The sequence below is a fragment of the Corynebacterium sp. genome (assembly GCF_030532715.1).
In the GTDB taxonomy this organism is placed as follows: domain Bacteria; phylum Actinomycetota; class Actinomycetes; order Mycobacteriales; family Mycobacteriaceae; genus Corynebacterium.
On the sequence record NZ_JAUNKO010000001.1, the window covers coordinates 174,620 to 196,502 of the forward strand.

General features: G+C 59.9%; 19 protein-coding genes and 1 pseudogene. 6 read left to right on the plus strand and 14 right to left on the minus strand.

Features of this window, described 5'->3' with window-relative positions:
- Nucleotides 1–3: 3 nt before the first annotated feature.
- From Q4D83_RS00845 to Q4D83_RS00865, 5 genes are all read right to left on the minus strand, one after another.
- Complete coding sequence (locus tag Q4D83_RS00845) at nt 4–309, minus strand: DUF2469 domain-containing protein (RefSeq protein WP_303172141.1); 306 nt, start codon at nt 307–309, stop codon at nt 4–6.
- Nucleotides 310–336: 27 nt separating this feature from the next.
- Nucleotides 337–990: a ribonuclease HII gene (locus Q4D83_RS00850; RefSeq protein WP_303172142.1), complete on the minus strand. Its 654-nt coding sequence runs from the start codon at nt 988–990 to the stop codon at nt 337–339.
- Nucleotides 990–1,766 (minus strand): signal peptidase I, encoded by a 777-nt coding sequence (gene lepB / locus Q4D83_RS00855; RefSeq protein WP_303172143.1) that lies wholly within the window; start codon nt 1,764–1,766, stop codon nt 990–992. The genes Q4D83_RS00850 and lepB overlap by 1 nt, the downstream gene beginning before the upstream one ends.
- A gap of 107 nt (nt 1,767–1,873) precedes the next feature.
- Complete coding sequence (gene rplS / locus Q4D83_RS00860; RefSeq protein WP_303172144.1) at nt 1,874–2,215, minus strand: 50S ribosomal protein L19; 342 nt, start codon at nt 2,213–2,215, stop codon at nt 1,874–1,876.
- A gap of 162 nt (nt 2,216–2,377) precedes the next feature.
- Entirely contained in the window at nt 2,378–3,130 is a 753-nt protein-coding gene (locus tag Q4D83_RS00865) for an aldose epimerase (protein WP_303172145.1), read from the minus strand.
- 72 nt (nt 3,131–3,202) lie between these two features.
- On the opposite strand from Q4D83_RS00865, the gene Q4D83_RS00870 reads away from it, so the two are divergent.
- The gene (locus Q4D83_RS00870; protein ID WP_303172146.1) at nt 3,203–4,285 is read left to right on the plus strand and encodes a GTP-binding protein; all 1,083 of its coding nucleotides are present in this window, start codon (nt 3,203–3,205) and stop codon (nt 4,283–4,285) included.
- Here the strand turns inward: Q4D83_RS00870 and Q4D83_RS00875 are convergent.
- Nucleotides 4,282–6,554 (minus strand): annotated as a pseudogene (locus tag Q4D83_RS00875) (Tex family protein). The gene Q4D83_RS00870 and the pseudogene Q4D83_RS00875 sit on opposite strands and share 4 nt — an antisense overlap.
- Nucleotides 6,555–6,780: 226 nt before the next feature.
- Between Q4D83_RS00875 and Q4D83_RS00880 the strand changes: the two are divergent.
- The 3 genes from Q4D83_RS00880 (at nt 6,781) to Q4D83_RS00890 (ending at nt 10,746) form a co-directional block, all read left to right on the plus strand.
- Nucleotides 6,781–7,182 (plus strand): hypothetical protein, encoded by a 402-nt coding sequence (locus Q4D83_RS00880; protein ID WP_303172147.1) that lies wholly within the window; start codon nt 6,781–6,783, stop codon nt 7,180–7,182.
- A 676-nt stretch (nt 7,183–7,858) separates the two neighbouring features.
- On the plus strand, nt 7,859–9,292 hold the full coding sequence (locus tag Q4D83_RS00885; protein WP_303172148.1) for a hypothetical protein: 1,434 nt from the start codon (nt 7,859–7,861) through the stop codon (nt 9,290–9,292).
- 92 nt (nt 9,293–9,384) lie between these two features.
- Nucleotides 9,385–10,746 carry a hypothetical protein gene (locus Q4D83_RS00890; protein WP_303172149.1) on the plus strand — a complete coding sequence of 454 codons (1,362 nt, stop codon included), beginning with the start codon at nt 9,385–9,387 and terminating at the stop codon, nt 10,744–10,746.
- Here Q4D83_RS00890 and trmD read toward each other — a convergent pair.
- The 3 genes from trmD to rpsP all read right to left on the minus strand — a co-directional run bounded on the left by trmD (nt 10,743) and on the right by rpsP (nt 12,674).
- A complete protein-coding gene (gene trmD / locus Q4D83_RS00895) occupies nt 10,743–11,606 on the minus strand; it encodes a tRNA (guanosine(37)-N1)-methyltransferase TrmD (RefSeq protein ID WP_303172150.1) in 864 nt (287 codons plus the stop codon). The genes Q4D83_RS00890 and trmD overlap by 4 nt on opposite strands.
- Nucleotides 11,606–12,109 carry a ribosome maturation factor RimM gene (gene rimM / locus Q4D83_RS00900; protein ID WP_303172151.1) on the minus strand — a complete coding sequence of 168 codons (504 nt, stop codon included), beginning with the start codon at nt 12,107–12,109 and terminating at the stop codon, nt 11,606–11,608. The genes trmD and rimM overlap by 1 nt, the downstream gene beginning before the upstream one ends.
- Nucleotides 12,110–12,200: 91 nt before the next feature.
- Entirely contained in the window at nt 12,201–12,674 is a 474-nt protein-coding gene (rpsP, locus tag Q4D83_RS00905; protein ID WP_303172152.1) for a 30S ribosomal protein S16, read from the minus strand.
- Nucleotides 12,675–12,892: 218 nt separating this feature from the next.
- Here rpsP and Q4D83_RS00910 point away from each other — a divergent pair, with 218 nt between their 5' ends.
- Entirely contained in the window at nt 12,893–13,861 is a 969-nt protein-coding gene (locus Q4D83_RS00910; protein ID WP_303172153.1) for a YeiH family protein, read from the plus strand.
- 27 nt (nt 13,862–13,888) lie between these two features.
- On the opposite strand, the gene ffh is transcribed toward Q4D83_RS00910, so the two are convergent.
- The 4 genes from ffh to Q4D83_RS00930 form a co-directional block, all read right to left on the minus strand.
- The gene (gene ffh / locus Q4D83_RS00915; RefSeq protein WP_303172154.1) at nt 13,889–15,499 is read right to left on the minus strand and encodes a signal recognition particle protein; all 1,611 of its coding nucleotides are present in this window, start codon (nt 15,497–15,499) and stop codon (nt 13,889–13,891) included.
- A 99-nt stretch (nt 15,500–15,598) separates the two neighbouring features.
- Nucleotides 15,599–15,937, minus strand: a complete 339-nt coding sequence (locus Q4D83_RS00920; protein WP_303172155.1) for a P-II family nitrogen regulator — start codon at nt 15,935–15,937, stop codon at nt 15,599–15,601.
- A gap of 44 nt (nt 15,938–15,981) precedes the next feature.
- Nucleotides 15,982–18,090: a [protein-PII] uridylyltransferase gene (locus tag Q4D83_RS00925; protein ID WP_303172156.1), complete on the minus strand. Its 2,109-nt coding sequence runs from the start codon at nt 18,088–18,090 to the stop codon at nt 15,982–15,984.
- Nucleotides 18,090–18,428, minus strand: a complete 339-nt coding sequence (locus Q4D83_RS00930; protein WP_303172158.1) for a P-II family nitrogen regulator — start codon at nt 18,426–18,428, stop codon at nt 18,090–18,092. Before Q4D83_RS00930 ends, Q4D83_RS00925 begins: the two co-directional genes overlap by 1 nt.
- A gap of 662 nt (nt 18,429–19,090) precedes the next feature.
- On the opposite strand from Q4D83_RS00930, the gene Q4D83_RS00935 reads away from it, so the two are divergent.
- Nucleotides 19,091–19,852 (plus strand): hypothetical protein, encoded by a 762-nt coding sequence (locus Q4D83_RS00935; RefSeq protein ID WP_303172161.1) that lies wholly within the window; start codon nt 19,091–19,093, stop codon nt 19,850–19,852.
- Nucleotides 19,853–19,872: 20 nt separating this feature from the next.
- Here the strand turns inward: Q4D83_RS00935 and ftsY are convergent, their stop codons facing one another.
- The gene (gene ftsY / locus Q4D83_RS00940) at nt 19,873–21,648 is read right to left on the minus strand and encodes a signal recognition particle-docking protein FtsY (RefSeq protein WP_303172162.1); all 1,776 of its coding nucleotides are present in this window, start codon (nt 21,646–21,648) and stop codon (nt 19,873–19,875) included.
- Between the last annotated feature and the right edge of the window lie 235 nt (nt 21,649–21,883).

Consider the following 21,883-nt stretch of genomic DNA (forward strand, 5'->3'; position numbering starts at 1 on the left):
TGGCTAGTCCGGAATGATCATCTCCGGTTTGTCCAGCTCTTCAATGTTGACGTCCTTATAGGTGATCACGCGGACGTAGCGGACGAAGCGGGCGGCACGGTACATATCCCACACCCACGCATCGGACATCCGCACCTCGTAGTACACGTCCCCGCCGGTGGTGTGCGGAATGAGTTCAACAGCATTGGCAAGATAAAACCTACGTTCGGTTTCCACCACGTAGGAAAACTGGCTCACAACGTCGCGGTATTCGCGATAGAGTGACAGCTCGACCTCAGCTTCATAGTTGTCGAGATCTTCAGCGCTCATCGCATCCACCTTTCACACCTTATGAGTTCATAAGTCACACCCGAGCCACGCCTGATGCGCAGCGGCTACATTCGCATAACTGTAGCGGTGCTCTGGACTGCCCCCGTGGAGGCGCACCGCGTCCATATGCGCCCGCGTGCCATACCCCTTATGGGAAGCAAAACCATACTCAGGATAATCCACATCCAACGCTTCCATCAGCACGTCGCGAGCATGTTTCGCCAACACGCTCGCCGCCGCAACACACCGCGCGGCCGCATCCCCTCCGATCATCGGCACCGACGGGCAAGGAAAACCAGACACCCGCAGCGCATCCGTGAGCACGTAGCCCGGCTGGACGTCGAGAAGCGCGACTGCGCGGCGCATGCCGCTGGTATTGGCGCGTTGGATACCCGCGGTGTCGATATCCAGTGCGGGGATGTGCAGCACGTGCCAGGACAGCGCGAAACGTTGAATCAGCGGCGCCAACCGTGCCCGCGTCGCGGCCGAAAGTTGCTTCGAATCGGTAAGCGCGGCCAGCTCCGCGATCGGACGATCCGGCAGCACGCAGGCGGCGACGGTCAACGGCCCCGCGCATGCGCCACGCCCGGCCTCATCAACACCCGCAACGGGCCCCAACCCCCGCTTACTCAACGCCACCTCGTAGGTGCGCAAGTATTTCAGCCGCCGCACCGCCGCCACTATTGCTGAATGCTCGGGTCGTCCACCAAGCCCATGCGGCTCGGCGGCAGCACAATCGCCTGGACCTTCCCCACCACGTTGGACACGGGGATGGTGCCCTGATACTCATCACCCAAGTGGTACCGCGAATCCGCGGAATTCGTCCGGTTATCCCCCATCATGAACAAGTGATCGGCCGGCACGGTGATCGGGCCGAAAAACGGGCCGCCGCATGCCTCCGAACCGTTGCGCGGATCCACCGCGTGCGCCGGCGGCTGCAACACGTAGGAAGAGTCAATCACCTTCCCGTCAACCTTAATGCCCTCGTCCCCCGCCTGGCAGGACACCGTCTGCCCGCCGGTGGCCACCACACGCTTGACCAAGGTATTTTCGTCCGGTGCGACAACGCCAATATACGAGCCCAAGGTCTGCAATCCTCGAACAATCGTATTATCCGAACGCTGTGAGGTGAAGTTATTGTTCCACGACTCGGTGCCCACAAACACGAGCACATCGCCCGGCTCCGGATCGCTAAAATTGTAGGTAATCTTGTCCACCCAAATCCGATCCCCCGTGCACCCCGGGCAACCGTGCAAGGTGGGCTCCATGGACTGGCTCGGAATCAAATACAACCGACCAATAAACGTATGCAGGACAAACAACAACGCAAAGGTAATCAGCATCACCACCGGGATTTCGATATACCACGGTGCTGGTTGCTTATCCTCCCCTTTGCTTCTCAACGGCTTGCGGGAGCGGAAACCTGAGCTCGACGCTGCGGAATTCTGATCGGTCACGGGGGTCTACGATACCATCTCGACTGCGCCACGTGAGAGCCAAAAACCCCTCAACGCTTGCCGTGCACCACGGCTGCAGTTGAGGGGTTGAAAAACACCACGTAAATCTAGCGGCGTTCCTTGATCTTGGCGGCCTTACCGCGCAGGTTGCGCAGGTAGTACAGCTTGGCGCGACGCACCTTACCGCGGGAAACAACCTCAATGGTGTCAATATTGGGAGAGTGCACCGGGAAGGTACGCTCCACACCGATACCGAAGGAGATCTTACGCACGGTAAAGGTTTCCCGGATACCACCGTTTTGACGGCGGATGACCACACCCTTGAACACCTGGATACGCGACTTGTCACCTTCGATGACCTTCACGTGCACGTTTACGGTGTCACCGGGGCGGAAGTTCGGGATATCGTCGCGCAACTGCGCGGCATCGACTTTGTCGAGAATATTCATAAGGAAACAACCTTGTCTTGTTATAGAACAGAGGAACCTAGCGGCACTTCCCACACTGGGCGCTCGGCCGGTTCATGCTCGGTACATTCTTGCCGCCATACAGTGATGACAACCCGGTTATTATGCCCCACCCCACCCCCGCGGGGCAAAACGACAACGCCGCTACGCATCCAATGGCGCCACGGAAACCTCCATGCTCAGGCATCGGGATTCCCCTGGGGTGAGGTGCACTCCTTGCATCCCCTCCCCGAGCAACGCCGGTTCCACGCACACGAATCGTGGCCATTGGTCCGCCACCTCCGCCATGGTGTTGGCCAGCAAAGCCCCGGGATTCCACACCACAAAACTGTCGCCACCACAGGTAGTGATGCGAATTCGCCGCTGTAACCCGGGATCGACAATGCTCACGCAGGTTTCCTCGGTGGGGATAATGCGATCAAATTCGCCACGGACCGTGAGCGGGCCAAGGTGCTCGTGAAAAGTTTCGTTGACGCGGTCGTAGAGTTGCACGCCGTCGAAACCTTCGATGGTGACATTGCGCACATCGTCGACAAGGAAGTACGGATGGAACGCTAATTGCACGCGCCGTGGCGAGGTGGCGTGGTTGGTGGCGCAATACGCGAGTTTCATCCCGTCCGGCAGGCTGTTGAACGCCACCGCCAGCTCCCAGTCGTCGTATTCGATCCGGGCTTCGGTAGCGTCTTCGTTAAGCTCCCAATCCCGCACCCTGGCCCAACCGTGACTGGGGTGCTGACCAGTCAGATCCGCAAACCACGGGCCGATGATCGGGACGCCGCCGCGGATTGCTGTCGGGCCACTGAGTTTGGCAAAAGGGCTCACCCAAAACAGGGGGCCGTGGTCGGTGTCTACCTGTACTACGTGGGCGCCGTGCGCAAGGAGTGCTGCTTGCATCATGATCCCCATTGTCCGCTTCTCCGGCGTGCCGCGCACCCACAAGCTTTAACGAAAATTGTTATCATTAAGCCCATGGTTATTGCTTCACCCCAAACACCTGTACCAGTCACCGTCCTCAGCGGATTTCTGGGCAGCGGCAAAACCACGCTGCTCAACCACCTGCTTGCCAACCGAGAGCACCGCAAGATCGCCGTCATTGTCAACGACTTTTCCGAGGTGAATATCGACGCCGCGCTGATCGCCGAGGAAGGCCACCTCACCCGCGGCGAAGACCGCTTCATCGAACTTTCCAACGGGTGCATTTGCTGCACCTTGCGCGAAGATTTAATCGAAAGTGTGGCGGCGTTGGCGCGCACGAGGAAATACGATCACATCGTTATCGAATCCACCGGCATTTCCGAGCCCCTCCCCGTGGCCGCAACCTTCGAGTGGGAATTCGATGACGGGTTCCGGCTTTCCCAGTTGGCACGCATCGACACCATGGTCACCCTCGTGGACGCCTCCACCTTCCTGCCGCTCTTGCGCGGTGGCCGCCGGCTCGCCGAAGCGGACCGACAGGCAACGCCGGAAGACGACCGCACCGTCTCCGAACTGCTTATCGACCAAGTGGAGTTCGCCGACCTTATCCTCATCACCAAAACCGACCTCAGCCCCGACAACGGGCAGCAGGTAATCAACACCGTGCGCGCCATGAATCCCCGCGCCCGCGTAGTCCCGGTCACCAATGGTGAGATCGATATCACCACCGTGCTCGACGCTGGACTATACGACCCCGACGCGGACGCCCAGCAACGCTTCGCCGAGGAACTCGCCGCCCCGCACACCCCAGAAACGGAGGAATACGGCATTTCCTCAGTGGTTTTCCGCGCCGAACGTCCGTTCAATAAAGGCCGATTGTTGCAGGCGCTGCGCGCCAGCCGTGGCCTCGTGCGTTCCAAGGGCTATTGCTGGCTCGACTCTCGACTCGACCTGGTGTTTTCATGGCAGCAGGCGGGGCCGAACCTGCGAATCGAACCCGTGGGCACTTGGGGCAGCGCCCTGCCCCGCAGCGAGGTGGTACTCATCGGCGTCGATTGCGACACTTCCGCACTCCTCGAATCCTTCGAACGCGCCGTGGTCACGGACGCGGAAGCAGTCGCCCTGCTCCCCACCTAGCTGCCAAACCCAGCCTTCCGCAACGCGTCGGCCATCGAACCGGCGGACGCACCGCGCTCGGACTTGCCACGGCGACCCCGCTGCCGCGACCTGCACCGCGACCCGCGCCGCGTTCCGCCTTGCCGCCCGGTTCGTCGGTGAGCCGCAATGACAGGCTGATGCGTTGCCGCTGTTCATCGACCTCCAACACCTTAACCTTCACCACCTGCCCAGAACGCACCACCGAATGCGGGTCCGAAACGTATTGATTCGACATAGCGGACACATGGACTAACCCATCCTGGTGCACGCCCACGTCCACGAACGCGCCAAACGCCGCAACGTTCGTGACCGTGCCTTCCAGCACCATGCCGGGCGCAAGGTCAGAGATACTCTCCACGCCTTCCTGGAACGTAGCGGTTTTAAATTCGGGGCGGGGATCGCGGCCCGGTTTATCCAACTCCGCGATAATGTCCGTGACGGTTGGCACGCCGAACGTGTCGTCGGCAAACTCGGCGGGTTTTAAACTCGCCAACACGCGGCTATTACCAATAAGTTCAGCCACATTCAGCCCCGTGTGCTTGGCGATGCTACGCACCACCGGGTACGCCTCTGGGTGCACCGCGGAAGTGTCCAACGGGTCCTTCCCACCGTGAATACGCAAAAACCCGGCGCATTGCTGGAACGCCTTCGGGCCGAGGCGCGCCACCTTTTTCAACTCCGCGCGGGAGGCGAACGCACCATGCTCGTCGCGGTAGGCCACAATGTTTTCCGCAATGGTGCCGTTAACGCCCGCCACACGATTCAGCAGTGGCACCGAGGCGGAGTTAAGGTCCACGCCAACAGCGTTCACCGCGTCCTCCACCACGCCGTCGAGCGTGCGTGCGAGTGCAGACTGGTTTACATCGTGCTGGTACTGCCCCACCCCGATGGACTTCGGGTCGATCTTCACCAGTTCGGCCAGCGGATCCTGCAACCGGCGAGCAATCGACACCGCACCGCGCAACGACACATCCATGGTGGGAAACTCCGCCGCCGCCACCTCCGAAGCCGAATACACCGACGCACCGGATTCAGACACCACCACGGGCGTGGGGCGCGCACCGCCGGCTTGCGCGATAAGGTCCGCGACCTCACCAGCGAGCTTTTCCGTCTCGCGCGAAGCGGTACCGTTGCCCACCGCCAGTAGTTCCACACCGTGGGTGGCACAGGCGGTAGCCAGCGTGGATACCGCATCTGACCAGCGTCCTTGCGGCTTGTGCGGGTAGACGATGCAGGTGTTCAACACCTTGCCAGTGGGGTCGACCACCGCGCATTTCACCCCGTTGCGGTACCCCGGATCGAGGCCCAACACCGCGCGCTGTCCGGCGGGCGCGGCGAGCAGCACGTCACGCAGATTTTTCGCAAACACTTCCAGGGCGCCGGCCTCCGCCTTTTCCTTCAGCCGCATCCGCACATCCAACCCCGAAGAAACACTGAGCTTGGTGCGCCACGCCCAACGCACGGCGTCTGCAAGCCAGGTTGAAGCATGCGTATCGACGCCCAGCGCATCCGCGATCATGCCCAAATACACCGCGTCCTCCCCCGCATCGAGGTTCACATGCAACACCCCCTCATTCTCGCCGCGCAACAAGGCCAAAATGCGGTGCGACGGCAACGAGGAAAACGGCTCGGAAAACTCAAAATAGTCCTTGTACTTTGCGCCCTCGGATTCCTTACCTGCGACGACGGTGGACACCATCGTGCCGTGATCAAACATGTATTCGCGAACTTGGCCGACCAGGTCCGCGTGCGTGGCGCACCGATCCGCGAAAATCGCACGCGCCCCCTCCAACACGGCCTTCGTATCCGCAAAGCCCTCCGAAACGTACGCTGCGGCGGCGGCTTGCGGGTCGGTAGCCGGGGCGTCGATAAGCGAATCCAACAGTGGCTCCAGGCCAGCCTCCCGCGCAACATCAGCCTTCGTGCGGCGACGCTTTTTAAACGGCAAGTACAAGTCCTCGACGCGGGCCTTCGAATCACACGCCGCAATCTGGGCCCGCAACTCGTCCGTCAACTTGCCCTGCTGCGCAATCGCCTCCAATACCGCCGCCTTGCGCTGCTCCAACTCGCGGAGGTAATCCAGGCGCTCCGCCAATTGCCGCAGCTGCGAGTCATCCAGCCCGCCAGTCGCCTCCTTACGGTAACGCGCAATAAACGGCACCGTATTACCTTCATCCAACAAAGCCACAGTGGCAGACACCTGAGCCTGGGAAACCCCCAGCTCACCAGCGAGCAGCGAAATCATCATTCCGCCGATTCTAGCCCGACCGGCACACCACCAACCCCCGTGGACACGCCAATCCCCAAACAGTCAGCGAACACACGGCCGATTGCAGCAACTGAGCTACACGCATTAAACTCACTAATGCTGAAGTTCTCCGCAAAACCCTATGCGGCTCACAGGTTCCCCCTTCGCGCGCGAACACTGTTGCACCCATACTCGCCCACCATGAGAGAGGCTGGCGCCGGAAAACGTGACCCAATCCACGCGGCACATCATTATGATGGCCAACACCCTGACGTGGGCACTGGCATTCATCCCCATGTTGTTCATCGCAACCCTCGTGATCCCAGACACCAACGCCACCCAGGACGTCGGCCCGTGGATCCGCAGCGCCCTCTACGGCGGCACCCCCAGTCTCGCCGTGACCTGGATACTCATTGCCTGCTACGCCGCCACCCCACTGTGCGCCAGCTGGGGCATCGCCCAAGGGTTCCGCATTCGCCGGGTCATCGCCGCCAACGGTGCGCACCAAAGCAAATTCTGCGCCTCCATGTGCGTGACCGCGCTCCTTCTGGTGCTATGGTGCTGCTCACTCAGCGTGGGGCCATGCATGCTATGGATGGCCTACGTAGACGCCACCACCGGAAGGTAACTCGGATGTGGCCGTGGCTACCGAGTTCGAGCGTCGCCCCCTCATTAAGGGGACCCCGTTTTCGGTGGGAACCGAAACAGAGATTAACGCTTGCCCGACGGGGCAACCAAGGGTGGCGAATGCGCTTACGCGAGCACCTCTGACACACGAATCCCAGCGGTTCGATACAAAAAGCGCGGCGTACGAGCGTTACACTTGGCCGTTTTCGGTAACGCTGCGCAATGATGCGGCGACATGAAATACCCAAACAACAGCGGATGGGCGAATTTGATACAGCACCATCTTTTTCTATTTCGTTATCGTATGGTGACGGAACTGCTACTTGTTACGGTTTATTTGCCAAGCCGATATCGGGGGAACAAAACTTCTAGGGAAAGTCATTGCAAATACTGCTACGCTGGTGGTCGGCGATACACCACCGCCCCGTGCGGCAAACCTGACTGGCCAAACCGGCGCAATAACAGAAGGTCAGATAGGTTTTGCACGAAGCTTTTCTGGGGGTGCGAATATTGCCGCCAATGCCCTCAATGCCGTGCAAAGGCAGCATATTCGGACGTCTTCGGATACCTGTGCTTTGCCTTGCACAACTTTTAGCAAATACTGACACACATGCTTTATTCAAATTCGAAATCCTAGCACGAAACGCTGCGGTATGGAGTTGCACATAATGCCCCAGGTGAAGAATACGAACGGCTCTATCGCCGTCTATTCGGCGAAAATTCTGTTCGCGATATTAATACTCTTGGTGTTTTTCACAACCTATTTGGTAATTCTTGGCCGGGATTCGCAATCCTACGACGGCAGCACGCGCCGGCTCCGGGCCACGCCGAATAGCACAAGTTTTTTCCTGAGCAATCACTACCAAGCCGGCGCCGAACGCTTTGAAATCGAAGGTGAAAACGGAACGTTTTTAGGCACCGACCGTGGTGCCTCGGTGTTGGCGGTGAACATGCGCTACCGTGAGGACGGCAGCGACACCAGCACAGACCTCCTGCAAGTGTTCGACGCGCGCACAAAGGAACGCCGCCACGAAGTAGCCGGCGCGGGCTGTTCCAATGTTTCCGCAAACAACCTGGTGTATTGCTACAACTCCGAAGACGCCGCAATCAACGGCATTAACGTGCGCAACGGCAAAACCTTTGCCACACTGCCCATACACGGCACCGAAAAATCCGAGGCCAGCCACGACGACGTGACGGCAAAAGCGCGGCTGTTGGGTTCGCAACAGCAAGCCGACCTCGTGCAGATAACCACCACGAAAGAAGCCACCGCCGAAGAAAACGTCGTATACAAACTTGCCGGCGAAGAAGTGCGTTGGTCACTCGAACTGGAGCCAAACGAACACTGCAACCTTATCGACCGCAACCGGACCATTGTGTGCCAACAACCCGGTGGGGATGCGGAAACGAAAATCCGCACAGTCAACGTGGCGGACGGCAGCGAAATCGCCCACCGGAACACGGAGGCCGAAATTGCACTCACCAGCGACGGCTGGATGGAAAAATCCCCCGAAGCCGACTCCAACACCACCACCGCCGCCTTGACATCGCATGTGTCACTCAATCAATCCGACGCGCAACCAACGCCTGAGCCCAACAAAATCTTCGGCATCAACGCTCAGGAAAAAGGGACGTCGCAAAACTGGGGTGGCACCGTATTCTTCCCGCGGACGCTGGACGAAGACGCCGACAACACCGAAACCTTGGCGTACCCATCGCACGTCATTGAAGCATTGAACTACCATCCTGGCGGGATCGTCTCCGCCGACGGCGAAATCAACCTGGTGCGCGTGCCCTCCCACAACCCCAGCGACTCCAGTTACGCCCGCGCCGGCAGCCCCGAAATCGTCTTCAGTATTTCGGCGGCGGACCAAGTGCTCACCAGCAGCAAAAACGGCAAACTTGTGCTGTTGAAACTGGACAACTCGGCAAACAAACTCCACGACGTGTACACCATCTACGACACCGAAACGCGGGCGAGCGTGCTCGACACCGAAGACAACGGCAACGACACCATCACCGTGATCAACGGGCTCCTGGCGCAAACCAAGAAAACCCAAGCAACAGGCGGCTTTGAAAAGCTGGTCATTTTCCTGCCCACCGCGACGTAATAAGGACGCTTAGGCGGCGACACATCCGCTAAAGCTTCAAAGGGGTTGTAGTTGGCCACGTAGGGAGTGTGAAAGTGCGCTTACTTCGAACAATGAATGCAGACATCGTGATCTACTGTGTCAAGGTGTTCCTCGGGATCATGTTGCTGCTTTCCATCGTCGCGATATACGAATCGGTACAGAGCCTCAATGTAGAAAAGTACAAAACCAACACGCCGCTGCTGGATACCCGAGCGCAACCCAGCGACACGGGTATGTTTCTGCGCAACGAATACCGCAACGGTGTGAAACCCGTGGAAATCAAAGACCCCGGTCGTTTTTTAGGTACGGACCTTAACCAAACAACCTTCGCGGTGGACGTGACCACCACGGATGTGGAAGACCCACAGCAGCAGGCCAAATTGCAGGTTTTCGACGTCGGCTCCAACAAGGTCCGCCACGAAACCTACGCCTCGGGGTGTTCCAATGTTTCCCCCAGCAATGTGGTCTACTGCCACAACGGGCAGCGAACACACCTCACAGCATTCCACGTGTTTACTGGTAAAAGCATGTTTTCGTTCCCGACCCCGGACCCCGAAGCGCATTTTTCCTTACTGGGTTCAAATCAGCAGGCCGACCTAGTAGTGGCGCGCAATACGGACGACGGCCCCGCCACCACCAACACCGTGTACGCCATTACCGGAAATCAAGTGCGCTGGTCAAAGAAACTACACCCCAACGAACGTTGCAACATCATCGACCGGAATCGGACGCTGCTGTGCCACCAGCCCGGCGGGGGCGCCCCAGGCGCAGTTGATATTCGCACCATGCGGGTTTCTGATGGAATGGACATCGCTCAGCACCACTCCGCCGCGCAAGTCTCCATTACCAGCACCGGTTGGATCGAACACCCTGCCGATGCCGGCGAAACGAACGATGACGAGCAACAGCCCCGCAACACAGACAACTATCGTGTGTTTGATATCCGCGGCAACCAGCAAGGCACCAGCCGCAACGCCGGGCCCGACGCACTGTTTCCGTTTCACACCGATGGGGCGTTAGGCAATGCCACGACGTTGACATACCCGGCGCACGCAATTGCGGGGCTCGAACCCAACGATGCCGCGATCGTCGCGGCCAACGGCACGATTGCCTACCATGCCAGCGCTGGAGATCCCGCCGACAAGCACCAGTATTTCGCGCTCGACGGTGGCGAGGAGAAATTTAGTTTCGCGGCGCAGGACATGCTTACCTGCAGCCGAGACGGCACCCTATTGTTAGTGCGCACCACCGATGATTCCCCAGCGCACGCGGTGAAATACCAGATTTTTGATACGGCGAATAAGAACTCGATGGACATCATTGAGACTCCCGATAGCGTCGTGCAGGTGATCAACGGCACCGTAGCGATCACGCACCAAGCCGAAAACTCAGACGCCTACGGAAAACTCACCGTGTTTTTACCCGACACCTAGCCGCCTGCGGACGCGCCAAGTGCAAGGAGCACTTCCTCGTCGGCGGCGCTGAGTTTGCCTTCAGTGCGGAGCTTTTCGATGAGCTCAGGGCGGCGTTGCGCGGTGCGGCGCAAGGCTTGATCGCGGCGCCAGCGATCCACTCGGGCGTGATTGCCCGAGTACAGCACCTCGGGAACGTCGAGGCCCCGCCAAGTCTGCGGTTTTGTATAGCTGGGCCCTTCGAGTAGGCCATCGGAGAAACTGTCTTCTTCGTGGCTGCGGGAATTACCGAGCACGCCGGGGATGAGCCGGACAACGGCTTCCGCGATGACAAGCACCGCCACTTCCCCGCCGATGAGCACATAATCCCCGATCGAAACTTCTTCCACTCGATAGCGTTCGCTGGCATTATCGATGACACGTTGGTCAATGCCCTCGTACCTGCCGCAGGCAAACACGATGTGCTCTTCCGCGGACCAGGCGTGCGCCATCGCTTGGGTGAACGGCTTGCCCGCAGGCGTCGGCACGATCAGTAACGGTTTGCGCTGAGCGTCAGCCGCAACGCCCACCTCAGATTCGACCGTCGGCTGCTGCTCCGCTCGCGTTGTGCCGCGGTGCTTGAGGGCGGAATCCAGGACCTCGCCGGGGCGGGTGCCGGACGCGACGTCGTCAAGCGCGGGACCCCAGACGGTAGGCTTCATCACCATGCCGGGGCCGCCGCCATAGGGGGTATCGTCGACGGATTTGTGCACGTCAGTGGCCCAGGAACGCAGGTCATGCACACCAACGTGCAGGATGCCTTGCTCGATAGCTTTGCCTAGGAGCGCATGCCGGAGCGGTTGGAGGTATTCCGGGAAAATCGTTACAACGTCGAGTCGCATCAAAGCTCCAACAACCCTTCCGGGGGCGTAATGGTGCAGGTTCCAGCTTCCAGATCCACCTCGGGAACAATGGCGTGCACAAACGGCACGAGGGTTTCCTTGCCGTCCGCGAGGCGCACCTCAAGAATCTCCCCGGCAGGCCCGTGCATCACACCGGTGACTTCGCCAATATCTTCGCCAAGGTGAATAACGCGCAAACCTTCGAGTTCGTGGTCATAGAAGCCCTCATCATCGTCGTCTTCCTCCCGCGGCGGGGCGAAAAACTTGGTCCCGCGGAGGGCGTCAGCAGCGTTACGGTCCGCAACTTCCGCAAACTTCACCAACAGCCGACCTTGATGTGGGCGCGACGCCGCAACAGTCAGGCTGTGTTCTTTGCCGCCTTGCCGGCCTGCCAACACCGCGCCTTGCGCGAACCGCACGTCCGGCGCATCGGTGGTCACCTCCACCACCACTTCGCCGCGAATACCGTGCGATTTCACCACGCGTCCAATGAGCAAATCCATGGTTATTAAGCATAGAACACGCAAAAACACCGCTGCTTCCAGTTGCCCGGAACGCTGCGGTGTTTACAACAACTGCGTGCGAATTGAACGCTTAGGCGTCTTCTGCCTCGACTTCGTCGGCGGCTTCCTCAGCGGCCTTGTTCTTAGCGGCAGCTTCAGCAGCCTTCTTCTCGTCCTTCGCCTTGCGCTTCTTCTCGGTGATCGCCTCAGCGGTGGGGCCTTCAGCAGCCTCAGCCAACGCAGCATTGAACAAGTCCAGCTTCGAAGGCTTCGGCTCGGCAACCTTCAGGGTGCCTTCCGCGCCATCAAGGCCCTTGAACTTCTGCCAGTCGCCGGTAACCTTCAGCAGTGCAAGCACGGGTTCGGTCGGCTGCGCGCCAACACCCAACCAGTACTGAACGCGCTCGGAGTCGATGCGGATCACGGACGGATCAGCCTTCGGCTCATACACGCCCAGGTTTTCGATCGCCTTGCCGGAGCGGCGGGTGCGTGCGTCAGCGACGATCACGCGGTAGTGCGGGGTACGGATCTTACCCATACGCTGCAGTTTAATTTTGACGGCCATGTGATGGCTCCTTATGCCTAGTCACTGGGCAGTACAGCACCGCACCCCGGGTGGGCGCGGCCGGTTCAACCCTTGGAATGTTTTACCTGCGGTGTGACGTACCGGCCGACCGTAGACGGTTGCGGTGTTCCCACAGGAAGAACAGCGTTGCGATAATGCAACCCCTGAAATGGTAGTAGACGCACGGGTAGCGAATCAAACTGATTAAAGTTGGCGCTATGAAAATCCTTCCCGGCGTTGCGGCGTGCACGATTGGGGCGATCATTGCATTTCTTTTCGACGCCGCCCTACACCAGCTCACCGGCTTCAGCTCCGTCATGCTGGTAGCAATCGCCCTCGGCATGTTGGTGGGCAATATCCGCCCACTACCGGCCTCCACCAATGACGGCGTGCGCTACACCGCAACCAGTGTACTCAAGTTCGGCGTCGCTTTGCTCGGCCTAGCAATTCCCGCAGCAGCGATCATCGCCCTCGGCTGGAAAGTGCTCGCAACGATTGTTTGCGTAGTCATCGCGGGCATCGCCGCAACAATCGTCGTTGGCAAACTCATGGGATTAAGCCGGTCCGAAGCACTCATGATCGGTAACGGCTGCACCATTTGCGGTGCCGCGGCAATTAGCGCCACCCACGGGGTGCTCACCAAGAAAAAGGAACATGAGTTCGTCACCGCCATTGCGGTTATCGCCCTGCTCGGCACATTGTCCATCTTTCTTGGCCCCGCACTCGTGGCCACGTGGGATCCGCAAGCAGCCGGTGTCTTCCTCGGCGGCAGCATTCACGAGGTAAGCCAAGTGGTGGCCGCGGGCGGCATCGCGGGAGCCGCTGTACTCCCCGTAGCAGTCACCGTAAAACTAGGTCGCGTCCTGCTGCTAGCTCCCATCATGGCCCTCCTCAGCGCATTCGAACGACGCAATGCCGAAGGCGGGAAACTCCCCCCGCTAGTCCCCACGTTTGTGCTCGGCTTTATTGCACTCGTACTGGTCAGAACATTCTTCCCAGTACCCGAATTCCTGATCGGCGCCACCGACATGGTGCGCACATTCCTCTTCTCCGCAGCCATGTTCGCGCAAGGAACCGGTGTCACCGTGGCAACGATGCGGCGCGCCGGCGTCAAACCGTTCGTCTTCGGCGTCATCGTTTCCGTCGTTGTCGCCGGAGTATCAGCCGCTGGCGCCTACTTGCTGTAGCTTCTAAGCCTCATGCGGCCGAGGTGACTAGCGCTTCTTGCCACCACCTTGGCCGAAGTCAAGGTTGTTCAGGTCGATGCCTTCCATACCTTTGGGGAGTTTCGACATGCCGCCACCCATCCCAGGGAAACCGCCCAATCCGGGCATGCCGCCGCCCATACCCATTTGATCCTGGAGCTTTTGCAATTCGGCCATGTTGGGGCGGCCGGCTGCGCGATTCTTGGCAGGCTTACGTTTACCGCTTTTCGTTTTGCGGCCCTTCGCCTTTTTCTTGGTCGCGCTGCGGCCCATGCCGCCCATGCCGAATTGATTGGCCATCTGCCCCATCATCTTCTTCGCCTCGAAGAAGCGTTCTACCAGCTGGTTGACGTCAGTGACTGTCACGCCGGAGCCATTCGCAATGCGCTTACGCCGCGAAGCATTGAGTATCTTGGGGTTTTGGCGTTCCTCCGGAGTCATCCCGCGAATAATGGCCTGGATCCGGTCAAGCTGCTTCTCATCAACCATGTCCGCCATTTCGGACATTTGCTTGCCACCGGGCAGCATTTTCAAAATGTTGCCCAAGGGCCCCATGCGACGCACCATGAGCATCTGCTCAAGGAAGTCCTCCAACGTGAGTTCACCGGAGCCGAGTTTGGCGGCGGCCTCGATGGACTTCTCTTGGTCAATGAGCTTTTCGGCCTGCTCGATGAGAGTCAGCACATCGCCCATGCCCAAAATGCGGCTGGCCATGCGCTCCGGGTGGAAAATATCAAAATCTTCAAGCTTTTCACCCGTGGAGGCGTACAAGATGGGTTTACCTGTGACCTCGCGGATGGAAAGCGCCGCGCCGCCGCGGGCGTCGCCATCTAATTTGGTAAGCACCACGCCGGTGAAATCAACGCCGTCGCGGAAGGCCTCGGCCGTGGCCACAGCGTCTTGGCCGATCATGGCGTCAATGACAAACAGCACCTCATCCGGGTTCACCGCGTCACGAATATTGCGGGCCTGCGTCATCAGGGTTTCGTCGATGCCCAAGCGGCCCGCGGTATCAACAATCACAACGTCGTGCTGAGTACGCTGCGCCTCGGCAATACCCGCGCGCGCCACCGCCACCGGGTCCCCGTGCGAGCTGCCCATGTCATGGTCGAGCGTATCCAGTGAAGTGCCGGGATCTGGGGCGAAGCACTCCACGCCCGCGCGCTCGGCGACGATTTGCAGCTGCTGCACCGCGCCGGGGCGTTGCAAGTCACAGGCAACCAGCATCGGGGTGTGGCCCTGCGCCACCAAATGCTTGGCCAGTTTGCCCGCCAGCGTCGTCTTACCCGCACCCTGGAGGCCCGCCAGCATAATCACTGTTGGCGGCTTCTTTGCAAGCTGCAACCTGCGGGTTTCGCCGCCGAGGATTCCGATCAATTCCTCATTAACAATTTTTACTACCTGCTGAGCGGGGTTCAGCACGTCCGAAACGGCAACGCCGAGGGCGCGTTCCTTAATACGGCGGATAAACGCCCGCACCACCGGTAGGGAAACGTCCGCCTCCAGCAGCGCTAATCTAATCTCACGAGCCGTGGCATTGATATCAGCTTCGGTGAGCTTGCCTTTGCCGCGTAACCCTGTAAGAGCGTTTGTAAGGCGATCTGAAAGCGACTCAAACACGTAGTATCTCTCCCATGTGGTTGTAAGTTAATCCCCACCATGCTAGCCGGTTGCCAACCTGCGGGCCATGTCGCACGCCCCCGCGGCCGCGTACCAGTTTTACAGCGCGTCGTCGCCGCGTTCACCCGTGCGGACGCGTACCAGTTCCTCCACGTCCGTCACCCAAACTTTACCGTCGCCGATTTTACCCGTGCGGGCGGCATCCACCACGGTATTGACCACTTCGCTCGCCTGCTCATTGCTAACCACAATTTCAAGCTTTACCTTGGGCACGAAATCGATAGCGTATTCGGCGCCGCGAAACGCCTCGGTGTGGCCTTTCTGCTGGCCGAAGCCTTGAATTTCAGTGACGGTCATCCCGCATACCCCGACCTGCTCGAGGGCTTGCTTCACATCTTCAAGCGTGAAGGGTTTCACCACCGCGGTGATTAATTTCATCGCACTGTTCCTTAGGTTTGTGAGTGTAGTTCTCCGGCGCGCCACTAGCATCGTATGTCATCGCCGCCCACACGCAACGTGGCGGCCGTTCGCGGATCACCCTGCTCCAACACCTTATCGACGTCGCGCTCCACCGCAGCCCGATCAAACCCCGCGTGCAGGTGAAAACGCGCGATACACGTTGCGCCCGGCGTATCTAGGGTGGCCCATGTCAGATCCGGCAGCACCGCCAGCAACGCACTCAGCACCCCAGGGCGATCGACAGTTCGAACTTCGAGGGTGTTTCCGAACCAATATGTGGCGGTGGCGGCAGGAGCGGGTGGCGATACCGCGCAATACACCCCAGACTTATACATTTGTTCAAATCCTTCGATGCCTTCGAAGCCGACGCGCACGTCGAATTCGGCGCGACACGTGCCGCCGCTGCGGGAATCATCGACCAGCCGCGCCGCTTCAATTTTCCAACCCCGCGCGGCAAATACGGCAAGCACCCGAATGCTCTCCCGAATGTAGCTTCCCTGCCACCTCACCTGCGGGCCAGCGAGCACGGCAATATCGCCGCTGGCCGCCACCATGGGTTTCCGGGGTTCCAATCGCGTTAAGCGCTGGCGGGCCCGCCGCCCCAATTCCGCCACGGCGGCCGCGGTGCGCGACATCCACACGTTCGGTCCGGTGGCCCGCGCGTCAGCCTCGGTGAGCACCTCCAACAACTCCACCGTCAGCAGGTCATAGTGCAGCGCATCCAACAGGGCGTCCACCGTGTCCTCAGCCGCCGGGTCCCGCGTGGTGGCGAGCCGAAGCAGGGTTGTGTGCTCCTGCACCAGGGTTTGCACGCAGCCTCGATCCCGAACATCCAGGCCCATGCGCTGCGCTTGCCGAGCCACTAGCTCCGCGCCATACCGCGAGTGTGGGCGCCCAAATCCTTTCCCAATGTCGTGATACAACGCGGCAAGCAACAACAGGTCGGGGCGCGGAACCCGCACCACCGCGCACCCCGCAACCGTGGCCAAACTATGCCGATCAATCGTGTGCACATGGGTTCGTTCCCGCGGCAACAATCCGCGGATGCGTTCCCATTCGGGCACGAGGGGGCTCCACAATCCGTGCGCGTCCAGTTCCGCCGCCACAAACGCATCGGACACCAATACCGCAAAAAAGTCATTCACCGCGGCCTTTGGCCACGGCGTCGGTAACGCTGGCACCTCGTGCAGCACCCGCCACACACTTTCGGATATTGGTAAACCCGTTCGAGCTGATGCGGCGGCGACTCGCAACACCAATCCGGCATCATCCAAGTTTGGGTTGCGCGACAATCGGACCTCTCCCCCAACGTCAACCACATCCAAATCCAACGGCTTGCGCGAATGTCGACGCCCCGAAGACACCACCGCCCGCGCCGTCCGCAACGCCGCAGTCACCGACGTATCAACGTTGTGCGCGGCGTCGGCAAGCGCGCGCGCAAGCTCGTAACGATCAGAAAACCCCAACCGCAGGGCAATATCCATAGCAAACTCAGGGTCAACTACGTCGCGTGCCCGGCGAGCCTCCAAATGCAACAAGGTGCGCGTATCCAGCAATAACGTACGCTCCTGGCGCAAATCGGGGGCGTCACACAAATTTCCCAGTGCGAGCGCACGCACCAGCTCAATGTCCCGCAACGCGCCGCGCCCATGCTTCACATCCGGGCGTGTCATCGTCACCACCGACCCGGAACGGCGCCACCGCGCAATCGCAGCGTCGATCACCGCGCTGAAATTCCGCCGCAACCCCGCACGCCACGCCTGCAACAATTGAGCCCGCGTACGAGTAAACAGCGCCTCCTCGCCCGCCACAAACACCATGTCTAACAGCGCCAACCCCGCCGTCATGTCACTGTGCATCACCGCAATGCAATCCTCCGGCGTGCGAATCGAATAATCGAGGCGAAACTTCGCATCCCAAATCACATACCAGCACTGCTCCGCCTCCGGCGGCGGATCCCCCTCATGCAACAACACCAAATCCAAATCCGAGTACGGTGTCATCTCCCCACGCGCAAACGAACCCGTAGCTACTAGGGCAGCCCCCTCCGGCACCCGCACCTGGGCCAACACCTCGCGGGCGCGCCGTAATGCCTGCTCGCGAATGTCACGAGGCCGAGGCTCAACAGACATCACAAGGCCGAATCACCGTGCTCGCCAGTGCGTACACGAACCACATCGACAACGTCGGTCACCCAAATCTTGCCGTCCCCCACCTTGCCGGTGCGAGCGGCATCCACCACCGCCTCAACTACCTCGCCTAGGTAATCGTCGGCCACCACAATTTCAATCTTGAGTTTCGGCACAAAATCCACGGCATACTCCGCACCCCGATACACCTCCGAATGTCCTTTCTGCTGGCCGAACCCCTGAGCCTCAGTCACCGTCATCCCCACGACCCCGATTTGCTCCAACGCCTCCTTTATCCGGTCCAACGTGAACGGCTTCACCACAGCAGTGACCAACTTCATTGCGTCCTCCAATCAGCTCACCAGTGTCGAGCAGCTCATCCGTGTCGAGTCTAGCGAACATAGGCGGCCCATCACCGCCACAACCAGCACGCAAAACGGCCGCCTAACAGCGCGTGGCATGTTAGGCGGCCGGTGTTTTTGTGCATCAACAATCGAGTCGTCGGATTCACACCATCCAACCGTTTGCTGAGTCTCTATATTTCCGAATATTTTCGAACATTTCGGATTATCACAGGCACCTATTCGCACAACTTCACACAACAAGGTTCCGGCAACAAACAAAACCAATACCGCCGCGGAACAATTGTTACGATTTGCGCGCCTCAAGCCCCTGCAAATACCTCATCGTAATGCCAAGAAGAAACATTACATCACCCACCAATGTAGACGCTGACATGCAGGAACGCAACTCAACAACCGGAAAATTGTGCATCATTAATACCGGGATCGCGGGAATTGAGAGCTCCAAGCCATCGCCTGTATTGCGTTTCATTGGCGGTTCCCGCCACACCACACAAAAGCCGAACGCATATTGCATCTTTTATTCGACGCAAGCATCAAACACTACCCCCGCAAGTCACGCACATACACGACCTTAGTGATACGTTATGTGCATTGTCCTCCGCACCGACGAATCTGCACGAAAGCATGAAGGAGGGGCCGTGGGCCTCGATGCATTTGTCCCCTGCAGCTGCATCAAAAACGGGGCGGTGACCAGCTTTCCGTGCGACCCTTCGCTCATCGGATTCAACCACGGACTTGCGGCACCGCAGCGACCTGCCGGGGACATGCCAGACGAAACGTGGGAGGAACTCAGCTGGATCATCCACAATTGGCTCCAGGACTGCTGCAACCATGCGCACCAAATGTATGCGGCCGAACATATTGGCGGACACTACCTAGTGTCGCTGTTTGTAGAGCAGCTCCATCGACTAGGCCCCTCCCGCTACGCCACATTAATTAGCCTCTTGCCGCCGGAGCCGTCCCGCGTAGTCTCCCCACAACAAGCGGCCCAAGCGCTCACAGAGTTGGACGCCTTCAGCCAGACCCACACCGATATCGCGGGCTTGGCGTTAGTCAACGAGCTCGACGGTTGCGAATTCACTCGCTCCAACCACGGCGGGGTCGTTGCCGCCAGCAACAATACCAGCATCGCTTATGGAGCTGACGGTATCACCGTGCGCAAACACGGAAAGGTTGTGCTGCGATCGCGGCGTGTACAACAACGCTTGTGCTACGGGGTTGCCACACTCGTTGGCGACGATGGTTCCCGGTGCACTGGATTAGGCATTGGCCACCAATCCGCCAATTGGGTGGTACGGCAACGTCGGCTCACGGGCGCGGAATTTCCCTGCGTGCGCCCGCTTCGCAGCATTTTGAACACCTCCGTCGCCATCGCAACACCCATACACATGTACAGCTAAGCCCCCGCCCCCGCGCTCGGCTAGCCGAGCAGGGCGTCGACAAAGCTTTCAGCTTCAAATGGGGCTAGGTCGTCGGCGCCTTCGCCGAGGCCGACGAGTTTCACGGGCACACCGAGTTCCTCTTGCACTTGGAAAACGATGCCACCTTTCGCGGTGCCGTCGAGTTTGGTGAGCACCACGCCGGTGATGTCCACCACGTCCCGGAATGTACGCGCCTGCATGAGACCATTTTGGCCGACAGTGGCGTCGAGTACGAGCAGAACTTCGTCGACTTCGGCTTTCTTCTCCACCACACGTTTAACTTTGCCGAGCTGATCCATCAGCCCGACCGAGGTGTGCAACCGGCCGGCGGTGTCGATGAGTACGACGTGGACTTGGTCAGCCACGCCGCGGGCTACCGCATCGAACGCCACGGAGGCGGGGTCTGCACCTTCCGCGCCTCGCACGGTCGACGCACCGACGCGGCGGCCCCAGGTTTCCAACTGGTCGGCGGCGGCTGCGCGGAACGTATCAGCGGCACCCAGCAGCACGGTGTGCCCCATGGAGACAAGGACGCGGGCAAGCTTGCCAGTGGTAGTGGTTTTGCCGGTGCCGTTGACGCCCACCACGAGCACCACGGCAGGTTTGCCGCCGTTGGACATTGCCTTAATGGAGCGGTCAAGTTCGGGTTTGCACGCCTCAATGAGCGTTTCCCGCAGCATCGCACGCGCTTCCGCTTCGCTCGCTACGCCCCGTTCCGCGATTTTTTCGCGCAGGTCATCGACAACCTGCATGGTGACCTTCGTGCCAAGGTCGGCCATAAGCAGCGTGTCTTCGATTTCTTCCCAGGCGTCCTCATCAAGGTCGCCGGCGCTTAAGATTCCGAGCACGCCCTGCCCGATGACGTTTTGCGAACGTGCCAACCGCCCACGCAAGCGCCCCAAACGACCCACTGCGGGGGCGATGTGTTCGACTTCGCGCGCGGGCTGCGGAGATGCCACGACGGCATCCTCGGGAACTGGCGTTTCATCGAGCGCAGTCCCAGCGGCGTCTGCTTGGGCGCGCGCTGCCTCGGCGGCATCCTCCGCCTCGCGGATCGCGCTTTCGTCCACCGGGTTTTCCTCGGCGACGGACGCAAACAACGGCGTGTCCGCGAATTCGTCCACAGCGGACTCCTCAGCGTCGAGCTCCTCAATAGCAGCCGGCACGCTCGGCGCCTCTTCCTGCGTCTCGACGCCCTCCACTACCGAAGGCTCGTGCGAATCCTCGATGGGCGTTTCCGCGACGGGCGGTGCGGGTTCCGCAGCCGGGGCAGCGGGGGCGGCGTCGGCAAGCGGAGCCTCGGGAAGATCCCCCTCCTCAGCGGGCGGTTCAAACTCATGTTTGGGTTCTGCTTCGGGTTGCTCGGGGGTAACCTCAGGGGCCGCTTCGGGGGCGGCGGAGGCGGGCATGGTGAACTCGACTTCCGTATGCGTGGGATCAGTAAGCCCAGCGTAGCGCGGCAAATCGGCTGCACCTTCGGCGGGCGTATGATCCGGAACTTCCGGAATGGGGGTAGATTGGTCGAGCCGCTGGCCGCGCAATACCTCCGGCTCCGCCTTCGGCGCATTTGCGGGCGCGAAATTAAACCCGCCCGAAGCCTGATAATTGCCAGACTTCTCCTGCTGGGTGAGCTCCTTGGGCGATTCCTCCTCCGCAAACGTGATGGTCTTAGTCTTCCCTCGGCGCAAACCGAGCATTACCATGAGCGCCACCACAATAATGAGGACGACGATCACCGCGACAATGATCAGATAAGTCGTGTTCATAGCTTCCATACTTGCAGGTTCAGCGACATTCCTCACGTTTTGCGCATGATTTTTTAGTGCACTGCCCTTTTTGGTGGGCGAATTGTGTGCACCAACAATGCGCGTTACCGTTCGAGAATTCGATCGATTACTACACCCCCAGGGTAGCATTAGTGCCGGTCACGGCGACAGCCCCGCAAAGCTCGGTGCGCGGAAATGCCCACACAAAGCTGCGGAAAAAGAACACGATCCCCAATTGCGGACA